Below are 12306 nucleotides of genomic sequence, written 5' to 3' on the forward strand. Positions count from 1 at the left end.
GTTGTCAGGACTACCGGTCAGTCTTCGTAGGCATCCAGCGGCGGGCACGAGCACACCAGATTGCGGTCACCGAACGCACCGTCGATGCGCCGCACAGAAGGCCAGACCTTCGGACGAGCATGGCCGATACCGCGCGGGTACACCGCGGTCTCCCGGCTGTACGGATGGTTCCACTCGGCTACCAGGCTGGCAGCGGTGTGCGGCGCACCGCGCAGCGGGTTGTCGGTCACCGGCCACACCCCGGCCGCCACCTGGTCGATCTCACCACGGATGGCGATCATGGCGGCGATGAACTCGTCGATCTCCTCGAGGTTCTCGCTCTCGGTGGGTTCCACCATCAGCGTGCCCGCGACCGGGAAGCTCATGGTCGGCGCGTGGAAACCGTAGTCGGCCAATCGCTTGGCCACATCGTCGACGGTGACGCCGGTCTGCTTGGTGATCTCCCGCAGATCCAGGATGCACTCGTGGGCGACCATGCCGTTCTCGCCGGTGTAGAGCACCGGGAAGTGAGCGTCGAGGCGGCGGGCGATGTAGTTGGCCGACGCGATCGCGGTCAGCGTCGCCGCGCGCAGGCCCTCGGCGCCCATCATCCGGATGTAGGCCCAGGTGATCGGCAGGATCGACGCGGAACCGTAGTTCGCCGCCGACACCGCGTGCGAACCGGCTTCGAGCGGGTCACCCGGCAGGTACTGCGCCAGGTGCGCACCCACCGCGACCGGGCCGACGCCGGGTCCGCCGCCGCCGTGCGGGATGCAGAAGGTCTTGTGCAGGTTCAGGTGGCTCACGTCGCCGCCGAACCGGCCCGGACGGGCAAGGCCGACAAGGGCATTGAGGTTCGCGCCGTCGACGTACACCTGGCCGCCGGCATCGTGCACGAGCGCGCACAACTCGGCGACCTCGTGCTCGTAGACGCCGTGGGTGGACGGGTAGGTGATCATGATGCAGGCCAGCCGGTCGGCGTGGTCGGCGATCTTGGCGCGCAGGTCGTCGAGGTCGACGTCACCGTTCGCACGGCACTTGACCACCTCGACGCGCATGCCGACCATGGCCGCCGAGGCGGCGTTGGTCCCGTGCGCGCTGGACGGGATGAGGCAGGTGTCGCGGTGGTCGTCACCGCGATCGAGGTGGTAGCGGCGGATCGCGAGCAAGCCCGCGTATTCGCCCTGGCTGCCAGCATTGGGCTGCAGGCTCACCGCGTCGTAGCCGGTGATCTCGGCCAGCCACCGCTCGAGGTCGGCGATCAGCGTGCGGATGCCGGGGGTGTCCTCGGTGGGCGCGAAGGGGTGCAGGCGGGCGAAGCCGGGCCAGGTGATGGGTTCCATCTCCGCGGTCGCGTTGAGCTTCATCGTGCACGAACCGAGCGGAATCATGCTGCGGTCCAGTGCGATGTCCTTGTCCGAGAGCGCGCGCAGATAGCGCAACATGGCGGTCTCGGTGTGGTGGCGGGTGAACGCCGGGTGGGTCAGGTAGTCCGAGGTGCGGGTCTCGATCGCGGCGGGCTCGGCGCCCGCACCCGCGTCGGGAGTCAGTGCGGTGCCGAAGGATTCGACGACGGCCGCGACATGCGCGTCGGTGGTGGCCTCGTCGCAGGCGATGGCGACGTGGTCGGCGTCGACCAGGCGCAGGTTGATGCCCTTCGACTTCGCCTTGGCGACAACCGCTTCCGCGCCGCCGGGCACGTGGGCGAGCACGGTGTCGAAGAAGGCACTGTGCACCACGGCCCCACCGAGACCGGTCGCGACGGCAGCGGCGTGCTGGTGCACCCGGCGCGCGATGGCGCGCAGGCCGTCGGCACCGTGGTAGCTCGCGTACATCGCGGCGACGATGGCCAGCAGCACCTGGGCGGTACAGATGTTCGAGGTGGCCTTCTCGCGGCGGATGTGCTGCTCACGGGTCTGCAGCGCCAGACGGTACGCGGGCGCGCCGTCGGCGTCGACGGACACGCCGACCAGGCGACCGGGCAACTGACGGGCGAAGGCGGTGCGCACGGCCAGGTAACCGGCATGCGGGCCGCCGAAGCCCATCGGCACGCCGAAGCGCTGGGTGGTACCGAAGCACACGTCGGCACCTTGTTCACCGGGCGGGGTGCTCAACGTCATCGCGAGCAGATCGGCGCCGGCGGCGACCAGTGCGCCGCGCTCGTGGGCGGCGGCGAACAGCGAGGTCCAGTCGACGATGTGGCCCGAGGCGCCCGGGGTCTGCACGATCACGCCGAAGAACTCGCCCTCCGGCAGCTCCCCGGTCGACAGGTCGGCCTCGATGATCTCGATGCCGAGCGGCTCGGCCCTGGTGCCGATGATGGTCTTGGTCTGCGGGAACAGATCGGCGTCGATCAGCAGCCGGTTCGACTTGGACTTGCCCGCGCGGCGCAGCAGCGTCATCGCCTCGGCCGCGGCGGTGGCCTCGTCGAGCATGGAGGCGTTGGCGACGTCCATGCCGGTCAGATCCGACACCATGGTCTGGAAGTTGAGCAGCGCCTCGAGCCTGCCCTGGCTGATCTCGGGCTGGTACGGGGTGTAGGCGGTGTACCAGGCGGGGTTTTCGAGCAGATTGCGCACCAGCACCGGCGGGGTGAGGGTGTCGTAGTAGCCCAGACCGATCATCGAGGTGGCGACGGTGTTCGCCTGCGCCAGCGTGGCCAGTTCCTCGAGCACCTCGTGCTCGGAGGCGGGCGCGGGCAGCGCGCCGAGGCCGGACTCGTCGAGGATCGTGGCGGGCAACGCCGTGGTCGCGAGCGCGTCGAGGGACTCGACGCCGATGGTCGCGAGGATCCGGGCGAGTTCGCCGGAATCGGGTCCGATGTGGCGGTCGGCGAACGAACGGGTCACGGCAGCTCCAGGTCGGGCGGGTCGACCTCATGGTCGACGGGTACCAGCCCTCCCCCTCTGTCTGTGCGCCTGAGAGATTCGGAAACCCGGCCCCCGAAACGGGAAGACCGTGCTCCTTTCCCCGTGGGCGGGCAGCCGGATGCCACCGCTTTCCAGAGGCGTCGAATCACCGTGCGGTCCCTGTTGCCTGAGAGATTGACGGGGAGGTGCTGCTCCTTCGGCGCCCCGATTCTCACGAACCGAGGACTCTCCCGCACGGCGGCGACGCACCACCGATTCTAGATGCAGCGAACCCCCGGTCGCGCCACCAGGGGCCCGCCGGGGGTGTAGTGCTGATCACTGTCGCGCCTCTCCGCGCCTTCGGGCCGGACCCAGGTGCGGGCTGGGCGGCAAACGCGGCCGAGTGGAGACGAGACGGCCGGTCGGCCCGTACCCGGTGAGTTACCCCTGTGCCTGCGAGATCGCGCGGCACGACTAACCGGTTTTCCGGTTCTCTCTCACCTTGCGTCGAAAAGAGAGCTCGTCTTCGGGGCGGTCGGTGATGGCGGTGGCTCGTTCTGCCGGGAAGTCCGCGATCGCGCCGGTCAGCTCACGCATGGCGCCACCGACGGCGATCCCGAAGACTCCCTGGCCGCCCTGCAGTAAATCGACGACTTCCTCGGGTGAGGTGCACTCGTACACCGAGGTGCCGTCGGAGAACAGGGTGATCCCGGCCAGATCGCCCACGCCACGACTGCGCAGGTGATCGACGGCGATCCGGATGTTCTGTAAAGAGATGCCCGCGTCCAGCAGCCGCTTCACGATCTTGAGGACAAGGATGTCCTTGAACGAGTACAGCCGCTGGCTGCCCGATCCCGCCGCACCACGGATCGACGGCACGACCAGCCCGGTCCGGGCCCAGTAGTCGAGCTGACGGTAGGTGATACCGGCGACCTGACACGCGCTCGGCACCCGGTAGCCGACCAGATCGTCCGGAACCGAGTCGTCCGGGAACAAGCCAGGCTGTACGACATCCTGCGTTTGTTCTTCCACTGATCGCTCCTTCTGCCGACGTTCTCGGGTCGGAGTCACGACGGATGTTGCCCGACTTTCGAGGTTACTCCTGCCATTGTCGGACCTGCGGTGTTGTCACACCAAGCACCAAACGCCGCGATTCCCTGGACCTCTACTTAAGGTTTAGAAGATCGTGATCAGCTGTCGGTCGCCTTGAAGTCGTCGGGCGAGACCGACTCCAGGAACTCCTTGAACTTCTCCACCTCGTCCTCGCGTTCGTCGGGCATCACCAAGCCCGCCTCGGCGAGCACCGGCTCTTCGGCGTAGATCGGGCACCCGACGCGCAAGGCGATCGCCACCGAGTCCGACGGTCGCGCCGAGACCCGTAGATCGCCGTCGAAGACCAGATCCGCGTAGAAGGTGCCCTCCTGCAGATCCACGATCCGCACTTCCTTGAGTGTGTGTCCCAGCTCGGTGATCAGAATCTTGATCAGATCGTGAGTGAGCGGACGGATCGGCGTGACCCCCTCCTGCTCGAGCACGATCGCGGTGGCCTCGGCCTGCCCGATCCAGATCGGCAGATACCGCTCCCCCGAAGCCTCCCGCAGCAGCAGCACGGGCTGGTTCTGTGGCTGCTCGACACGGATGCCGATGACACGCATCTCGCTCATCAGTAAGTCCTGCCTCCCATACTCGGCCGCCGGCCGGCACGACAGCTGCACAGCTCGCCGTATCAACGAGTCTAGGCGAATTCTGGGGCGTGCAAGAAAGACGTTCGCGCCGAAATCGGTGTGTAGCCGGGGCGATACCTGATCACCAGGCCGGGTGTGTCAGCCGCCGAGGGCTGTGCGCACCGCGGCTTTGACCAATGCGGCGTGCAGGTTCAGCGACAGCGCCGCGAGTTCGCGCACGGTCTCCTCGGCGCGAGCGCGCGCATCGGCATCACGACTCTTCGCGATCGGCGCGGCGATCTGTGCGATCAGCGCTGCCTCGCGATCGGCGGCGAGTTTGAAGGCGCGCAGATGACGAGCCTCCAGGCCGAATTCGGCCATCGCCTTCGCCGCGTGTGCCAGCGTGACCGCATCGGACTCGAAGAATCCGCCCGCACCGGGGACGATGAGTCCCGCGCGCAGCAGATCGTCGAGGAAACGGTCGTCGATGTCGGCCTTGGCGAGCAGGTCGGACCTGGTGAGCCGCACGCCGACGTCGACGCGCAATTCCTCGGGCGTGATCGCGCCCGTCACGATGCCGAGGCGGCGCGGCGCGGCCGGGCTCGCCTCGGTATCGGCCTCCGCGGAGCCGGACACACCGTGCCCGGCCTCCGCGGAGCCGTGGTGGGAGTGCGCGCGGGCGCGCGCTTCACGCACGCCCAACGTCGCCGCACCACTGTCGATCGCTTCCAACTGCTCCTTGATCACCTTCAACGGCAGGTACTGATCGCGTTGCGCGGTCAGTACGAAACGCAGCCGTTCGTAGTCGGCCACCGAGAACCGCCGGTATCCCGACGGTGTCCGTTCCGGCCGGATCAGGCCCTCGGATTCGAGGAACCGGATCTTGGAGATGGTGATATCAGGAAAATCTGGTCGCAGCAGGTCGAGTACGGAGCCGATCGACATCCCTCCGCGCGCCCACTGCGCCGCCCCTGTCACAGCACTGTGCCCGTTACGGGCACCAGTACCGTTGGGGTCATCGCGACCCCGCGCCCGACGCCGACTCGTTCGCCTGCGTGCGCGGACCGGTCAGGAAGACCAGCCGGAACTTGCCGATCTGGACCTCGTCGCCGTTCTGCAGCTCCGAGGAGTCCACCGGCTCCCGGTTGACGTAGGTGCCGTTGAGGCTGCCCACATCGACGACCTGGAACGAGTCGTCGTCCTGACGGAACTCGGCATGCCGACGGCTGACCGTGACGTCATCCAGAAAAATGTCACTGTCGGGATGGCGGCCGGCCGAAGTGGTCGGCTGATCCAGCAGGAAACGCGAGCCCGCGTTCGGGCCACGCTTGACCACCAGGAGGGCCGCACCGGCCGGCAGGCCCTCGACGCCCTGAACCGGCTGTTCGCCGGTCGGCTCTGCGGAGCGCGACGCGTCGACCTCGTTGAGGAAGTCCGCGCGGAAGACCGACGTCGTCTCGGCCGCGGTTTCCCCGTAACCCGGGTCCCTGTTCTCGCTCACCGTTTCTCTCCTCCTCGAACCTGATTATCCATGCAAGCAGGTGCTGTATTCGGCGACACGACCGGCGCGATCACATCGCCAGGAAAAGATCCCGGCGTCGATTCCCCGACGTATCCGCTTGGCTTTGACCGTACCCTGCCGGGGCGTGCCCGTGCAGGGAGAACTGTGAAGGCTGAGTCAGCCCCCGATAACTCCTTGGTAACCCGCTGCATCCAGCAGTTCACCGAGGGCGGAATCGAGGGTTGCCTCGTCGTCGAACGCGAGCTCGAACAGCCAACCCTCGTTGTAGGGATCTTCGTTGAGCGTCTCCGGCGTCTGGACCAGATCCTCGTTCACCGCAACGACTTTGCCGGTGAGCGGAGCGTAGATGTCGGACACGCTCTTGGTCGACTCGACCTCGGCGATGCTGTCGCCGACGGTCACGTCTTTGTCGACATCGGGCAGCTGGACGAACACGACGTCACCCAGCTGTGACTGGGCGTAATCGGTGATGCCGACACGGACCGCCGTGGGGCTGGTCCGCCGCACCCATTCGTGCTCTTCGGTGTAGCGCAGTTCCTCAGGGGTCCGGGTCACTGGACGTCCTTTCATCGTCGACGTTGCACGCAACAGTATCGACTAGCTCCCCCGGTGCGGCACAGGCGGTATCGATCGCGCGACCGCGACCGCGAGCCCCGCGTAGAGCAGCCCGGTCCAGACGTAGAGTGCCGTGCCCCAGATCAGCAGTGCCCAGCCGAAGGCCCACCCGAAACTCGCCCCCGCCCAGTCCATCTCCCCGGTCAATATCCACGGCAGCGCCGACATCAGCGCGAAAGTGGCCGCTTTGCCCAGGTAGATCACTTCCGGCGCGGGTAGTTCGCGCCGCTTGTACACCGAAAGGGTCGCGGTGAGTACCAGATCGCGTGCGATCAAGATCACTGCCAGCCACCACGGCAGCAGGCCGCGCACGACGAAGGCCACCAGGGTCGTCACCAGATAGAGCCGATCGACGAGCGGGTCGAGCAGCGCTCCCAGACGCGAGGACTGATCGAGCAATCGGGCGAGTTTGCCGTCGAGGAAATCGGTGAAGCCGCTGGCGATCAGCAAGGCGAAGGCCCAGCCGTCGGCGTGGCGGACCAGCAGGAGCCAGAGGAAGACGGGGATGCCGATCAACCGCACCACGCTCAGCGCGTTGGGCACGGTCAGGATGCGGTCGCTGAACACGCCACCGGTTTCGGTGTCGTGCGTGCCCGGCGTTCCTGATTCGGTTGCCACGCCCCTGCTTACCGCACCGACCCCGTCCGGCGCCATCCGGCCACGCCGAAACGCCGTCAACTCCGCTGTGTACCGAGCGCCACGCTGCCCGGCGCGCGGCAACCGGCTAACCTCGGCAATCGTGTCCGACAGTGGTATTGATCTGCGTTCCTACGTCTCCGCCGAGGACGCCCGCGAGCGTGGCCGGGCTGCCCGGCGGCGGGTGCCTGTCACCGAGCGTGACCGTGCCGCGGCGAGCCCCGATCGGCCGACGGTGCGCGAATTCATCGACATCAGCAACCGTGGCCGGATCGAACGTCTGATCCCGTTGCGGATCGGGCGGATGATCGCCTCGCCGTTCACCTTCTTCCGCGGCGCCGCGGGCCTGATGGCCGCCGACCTCGCCGCCGGACCGGACAGTGGTCTGGCCGCCCAGATCTGTGGTGACGCCCACGCCGCCAACTTCGGCCTCTACGGCACTCAACGTGGCGAGATCGTGATGGATATCAATGATTTCGACGAGACGGTCATGGGCCCGTGGGAGTGGGATCTGGAGCGTCTGGCGGCAAGCCTCGTGCTGGCGGGACGCGAGAGCGGCGTCGACGAGGACGATTGCCTGCGCGCGGCACGCGATGCCGCCCGTTCCTACCGTCATACCGTCGGCGAATTGGCCGACATGCCGTTCATGCAGTCCTGGACGGCGTTGCCCGACGAGTCGATCCTCACCAGTGCCAAAGCCGAAGACCTGCTCGACGACTTCAAGAAGGCCGCGAAGAAGGCGCGCAAGAACACCAGCGCCAAGGTGGTGGCGAAGTGGACCGAGCACCTCGACGACCACGAGACCGACATCCGCAAACACCGTTTCGTCAGCGATCCACCCGTGCTGACCGCGGTCGACACGCCGGTGTCGGAAGCCGTCATCGACGGCCTGCAACGCTACGCGAGCACCATCCGGGAATCCCGGCGCAACCTGCTGGCCAGGTTCGCGGTCTCCGATGTCGCGTTCCGCATCGTCGGCACCGGCAGCGTCGGCCTGCACAGCTATGTGGCGCTGTTGCACGGCAACGACGGCGAGGCGGTGGTGTTGCAGGTCAAGCAGGCGCGCCCATCCGCCCTCGCGCCGTTCCTGCCGCCCACCGAGCCCCGGCACGAGGGTGAACGGATCGTGGTCGGCGCGCGGACCGTGCAGTCCGAGACCGACATCCTGCTCGGTTGGACGACCGTCGAACTCGACGAGTCGCTGCCCTTCATCGTGCGTCAGTTCCGCAATCTCAAGGGCAGCATCGACCCGGCGGAACTGTCCGCCGACGATCTCGACGACTACGGCCGCCTCGCCGGCGCCCTGCTGGCCCGCGCGCACGCTCGCTCTCTCGACCCGCGCGCGCTGGCGGGGTATCTGGAAACCGACGATGACGACGAGCGGTTCGAGGACTCGGTGGCCCGCTTCGCGGTGCGCTACGCCGACCGCACCGAGGCCGATCACGCCGACCTCGTCGCCGCCGTGGACGCGGGCACGGTCGCCGCCGAACAGGATTGATCGAGCTACGATGTACGCCAACGGTTCTCGGCACAACGAAGGGCGGTCTCCATGCTCGTGCGCGTGCAGAATGCGGCAGGCAGCGATGCCGAGGCGGCACTGATCGACTGGTTGCGCACGTGGAAGGACCCGGCGAGCCCGCACGGCGTCGCCACGATCAACTGCAGCCTGTTCCACCAGGATCGGCTGCATCAGTTCGACGCGGTGGTCTGGACTCCGACCAGTTGCGTGATCATCGAGGCGGAGACGTTCACCGCCCCGCAGGACGGCGTGCTCGAGATCCCGCTCAACGGTCCGTGGATGGTCTCCGGCGAACTCGCCCAGTTCGCGGGCGCGGAGAAATCGACGCCGCTGGAGCGTTCGCGTGATCACACCTTCGCCCTGCAGGACTATCTCGCCGCGCGCGGGCTCGGCCAGCGCGCGGTGCACGGTCTCGGCCTGATCGTGCCGATGCCCGGCGCCCAGATCGACGTGCACCAGGGCTGGAGCGACCCGAGCTTCGATGTGATCGTCACCGACGACCCGCAACGGCTCGAGATGTATTTCGAGTTGCTGGCCGAGAAGGAACACAACCTCTGGACGGCCAACGACGTCGCCATCGCGTTCCGTGGCCTCGGCATCCTGCCGTTCCTGCCCGCGCCACAGGATCTGCTCAACGAGGGCTTCCTCGGCCCGATCGACGTGACGCTGTGGCACGGCGGGCCCACCCAGGCTGCCGCGGAGTCCTATGCCGAGCAACAGGCCGAGCTCGAACGCCAGGCGCAGTCCCGGGGCATGGTCGCGCCGTGGTACAGCCCGTGGAAGCTGTATCCGCGGGTCGGCGGCGATCTCGATTTCGGCCGGGCGTTCCTGCGGATCACCCTCGCTCTCGGCATGATCGTAGCCATCGTGTGGGTGCTGTGGTTCCTGGTCACGGCGGTGCTCACCTACGGTCCGGCCTGAGCGGCGCCGGACGGCGGCTATCGTCGCGTTCGTGATCGACCGTGTCGGTAGTACCTGCGCTGTGCGGGTGGCAGCGATCGGCGCCGGTGCCGCGCTGACCGCGTCGCTGCCGTTGACGTTCCCCGCGGACGGCGGCCCGACCGAACTGGACTCGGTGGTGCCGGACAACACCGTCTCCGCCGGCCTCGCGCAGGTGCTCGTCACGCCGAGTAACGCGCCGGTGGTCGTGGCGCTGCTCCTGGCCGCGTGTGCCTTTTTCGCGCTCCACCGGCAGTGGTGGCGGGCCGTGACCATGCTGGTGGTGCCCGAGGTCGCGTTGGTGGTCAACACCTGGTTGCTGAAACCACTGTGGGATCGGCAGCTGGACGACCATCTCGCCTACCCGAGCGGACACACCGTCCACATGGTCGCTGTCGCAACAACTTTCGCGTGCCTGGTGACCGACCTGCGGACACGGATCGCGGTCGCGACGCTCACCGTGCTCGCCCTGATCGCGATCACCCCCGCGATGGCCGAGCTGGGCTACCACCACCCCACCGATGTCCTCGGTGGGGCGGCGGCGGCCGCCTCGATGGCGATCGGCCTGTGCTGGATCTCCGATGCCCTACACGCCCGGCGCGCCGCCTAGCGACGATCGAAAACGCTGGCGTCGTGCAGCATTTCGGCGCGCAGCATCGTCTCGGGCACACCCATCGCCTCCACCAGGGTCAGCGCGTCCGGACGCAGGCGGTCGACGAGTTCGTTCACCCCGCGCCGCACCGCCTTGGCCCGCTCCACCGACATGAACCGGTGCATGATGTACCAGGCCAGGTTCTCCTCCAGCGAGGCGTAAACGAAGAGGTCGCAGACGGTTTCGGCCAGCGCCTTGGCATCCGGGTCCTCGATGGTGGCGATGCCGTCGACGAATTCCTCGAGCACGAGCCGGTCGATGTGCGCGGCGCCGGCGGCCAGGATGTGGTCCTGGGCATTGTTGAACGCCTCGAACGGGCCGGTGTCGGCGGCGCGGGCGCGCAGCCGGTGCGCGGCGGTGCGCAGCAGGTAGTCCTCGCGGTCGGCGAACAGCTGTAGCTGGACGTCGCGTTTGGACAGGTCGCCTTCGTCGACGGACTCGTCGTTGCGGTCGCGCAGGGTCTGGATCAGCTGCCGCACGCCCGAGCGTTTGCGCACCACGTCACCGGCCATGGTGGCGGCGAAGCGCACCCAGCCGAGTGCGTCGAGGTCGCGGACCTCGTCGGAGTAGGCGGTGAGCAGCTCCTTCGCCACGAGCTGGGTCAAGACGACGTTGTCACCTTCGAAGGTGGTGAACACATCGGTATCGGCTTTCAGCGTCACCAGGCGGTTCTCGGTGAGATAGCCGGCGCCGCCGCAGGCTTCGCGGCATTCCTGAATCGCCCGTGTGGCATGGCGGGTCTGAGCCACCTTCAGACCGGCGGCACGCTTCTCCAGCGCCCGCTGTGAGCTCGGTTCGGTGTTTTCCCCGCGCTGGATCTCATCCATCCGGCGCACGAGGTCGTTCTGGGCGAAGGCCAGCGCGAACGACTTCGCGACCAGCGGCAGCAGCCTGCGCTGATGGCTGCGGTAGTCCAGCAGCAGGGTCTCTTCACCGGTATCGGGGTCGGCGAACTGTCGGCGTGCCAACGCATAGCGGACGGCGATACTCAGTGCCACCCGCGCGCCCGCCGCAGCCGCGCCACCCACACTGACCCGGCCACGCACCAGCGTGCCGAGGGTGGTGAAGAAACGGCGGCTCGGGTTCTCGATCTCCGAGCTGTAGGTGCCGTCCGCGGACACATCGGCGTAGCGATTGAGCAGGTTCTCGCGGGGGATCCGCACCTGGTCGAAGACGATCCGGCCGTTGTCGACGCCGGGCAGGCCGCCCTTGATACCGTCGTCGTAGGTGGTCACGCCGGGCAGGTCCGCGCCGAGGTCGTCACGGATCGGCACCAGCAGGCAGTGCACCCCTTTGCTCTCGCCGCCGACGATCAGCTGAGCGAACACCGCGGCCATCCGCGCGTGCACCGCGGCACCACCGATGTAGTCCTTACGCCCCGACGGGGTCGGGGTGTTGACGACGAATTCCTGGGTGGCCGGGTCATAGGTGGCCGTGGTCTCCAGATCGGCGACATCGCTGCCGTGGCCCGACTCGGTCATCGCGAAACAGCCGAGCAGATCGAGCGAGATCAGGCGCTTGATGAAGTCACGGTGACGTTCGGTGCCCAGGTTCTCCACCGCGCCACCGAACAGTCCCCACTGCACGCCGGATTTCACCCACAGCGACAGGTCGGTGTAGGCGAGCATCTCCAGCCCGACGACCGCGCCGCCGGGATCACCGGTGCCGCCGTTCTCGGGCCGGAACCCGCGCTCGGGGTAGCCCATGGTCGCGATGACCCGCATCTGGTCGAGCACGCGAGCTCTCGCCGCGTGGATGTCGAGTTCGGGATCGTCGGTGAATTCCGCACCGGCGAGCTGGGTGCGCGCCTGCTCCCTGACCGTGCGCCACGGTCCGTCCAGCGCTGCGCGGAGATGTTCTGCCGTCGTCGATGTGCCGGTAGCCATGGCTTCGACATTAGCCCGGACACGATGGGTCACCCAGGCCCGAAA

Annotated in this window: 11 protein-coding genes and 1 riboswitch; of the genes, 3 read left to right on the top strand and 8 right to left on the bottom strand. The window is 67.7% G+C overall.

Going from position 1 to position 12306, the window contains the following annotated elements:
• Positions 1-17: 17 nt before the first annotated feature.
• The 7 genes from gcvP to ACWFRF_RS00035 all read right to left on the bottom strand — a co-directional run bounded on the left by gcvP (position 18) and on the right by ACWFRF_RS00035 (position 7247).
• Positions 18-2828: an aminomethyl-transferring glycine dehydrogenase gene (gcvP, locus tag ACWFRF_RS00005; RefSeq protein ID WP_452448306.1), complete on the bottom strand. Its 2811-nt coding sequence runs from the start codon at positions 2826-2828 to the stop codon at positions 18-20.
• A 164-nt stretch (positions 2829-2992) separates the two neighbouring features.
• A riboswitch (glycine riboswitch) is annotated at positions 2993-3092 on the bottom strand.
• A 210-nt stretch (positions 3093-3302) separates the two neighbouring features.
• Positions 3303-3860 carry a MerR family transcriptional regulator gene (locus ACWFRF_RS00010; RefSeq protein ID WP_131816826.1) on the bottom strand — a complete coding sequence of 186 codons (558 nt, stop codon included), beginning with the start codon at positions 3858-3860 and terminating at the stop codon, positions 3303-3305.
• Positions 3861-4018: 158 nt separating this feature from the next.
• Positions 4019-4492 carry a bifunctional nuclease family protein gene (locus ACWFRF_RS00015; RefSeq protein WP_067446263.1) on the bottom strand — a complete coding sequence of 158 codons (474 nt, stop codon included), beginning with the start codon at positions 4490-4492 and terminating at the stop codon, positions 4019-4021.
• A 159-nt stretch (positions 4493-4651) separates the two neighbouring features.
• A complete protein-coding gene (gene ftsR, locus ACWFRF_RS00020) occupies positions 4652-5437 on the bottom strand; it encodes a transcriptional regulator FtsR (RefSeq protein WP_452448307.1) in 786 nt (261 codons plus the stop codon).
• A 70-nt stretch (positions 5438-5507) separates the two neighbouring features.
• A complete protein-coding gene (gene odhI / locus ACWFRF_RS00025; protein WP_101462719.1) occupies positions 5508-5993 on the bottom strand; it encodes an oxoglutarate dehydrogenase inhibitor Odhl in 486 nt (161 codons plus the stop codon).
• Positions 5994-6170: 177 nt separating this feature from the next.
• Positions 6171-6569: a glycine cleavage system protein GcvH gene (gene gcvH / locus ACWFRF_RS00030; RefSeq protein WP_379219366.1), complete on the bottom strand. Its 399-nt coding sequence runs from the start codon at positions 6567-6569 to the stop codon at positions 6171-6173.
• 42 nt (positions 6570-6611) lie between these two features.
• Positions 6612-7247 (bottom strand): CDP-alcohol phosphatidyltransferase family protein, encoded by a 636-nt coding sequence (locus tag ACWFRF_RS00035; protein WP_378631208.1) that lies wholly within the window; start codon positions 7245-7247, stop codon positions 6612-6614.
• Positions 7248-7368: 121 nt separating this feature from the next.
• On the opposite strand from ACWFRF_RS00035, the gene ACWFRF_RS00040 reads away from it, so the two are divergent.
• The 3 genes from ACWFRF_RS00040 (at position 7369) to ACWFRF_RS00050 (ending at position 10333) form a co-directional block, all read left to right on the top strand.
• Positions 7369-8763 (top strand): DUF2252 domain-containing protein, encoded by a 1395-nt coding sequence (locus ACWFRF_RS00040; protein ID WP_378991910.1) that lies wholly within the window; start codon positions 7369-7371, stop codon positions 8761-8763.
• Between the two features lie 63 nt (positions 8764-8826).
• Positions 8827-9705: a nuclease-related domain-containing protein gene (locus ACWFRF_RS00045; RefSeq protein ID WP_378991908.1), complete on the top strand. Its 879-nt coding sequence runs from the start codon at positions 8827-8829 to the stop codon at positions 9703-9705.
• Positions 9706-9736: 31 nt separating this feature from the next.
• Positions 9737-10333: a phosphatase PAP2 family protein gene (locus ACWFRF_RS00050; RefSeq protein WP_379314628.1), complete on the top strand. Its 597-nt coding sequence runs from the start codon at positions 9737-9739 to the stop codon at positions 10331-10333.
• On the opposite strand, the gene ACWFRF_RS00055 is transcribed toward ACWFRF_RS00050, so the two are convergent.
• A complete protein-coding gene (locus ACWFRF_RS00055) occupies positions 10330-12261 on the bottom strand; it encodes an acyl-CoA dehydrogenase family protein (RefSeq protein WP_452448308.1) in 1932 nt (643 codons plus the stop codon). The two genes, ACWFRF_RS00050 and ACWFRF_RS00055, sit on opposite strands and share 4 nt — an antisense overlap.
• Positions 12262-12306 lie beyond the last annotated feature (45 nt).

The sequence above is a fragment of the Nocardia sp. NPDC055165 genome (assembly GCF_053606985.1).

What these genes read in the sequence shown, in the direction of transcription:
- ACWFRF_RS00015 (WP_067446263.1), bottom strand. Translation starts at nt 4,492, where the DNA reads ATGAGCGAGATGCGTGTCATCGGCATCCGTGTCGAGCAGCCACAGAAC.
- ftsR (WP_452448307.1), bottom strand. Translation starts at nt 5,437, where the DNA reads ATGTCGATCGGCTCCGTACTCGACCTGCTGCGACCAGATTTTCCTGAT.
- ACWFRF_RS00055 (WP_452448308.1), bottom strand. Translation starts at nt 12,261, where the DNA reads ATGGCTACCGGCACATCGACGACGGCAGAACATCTCCGCGCAGCGCTG.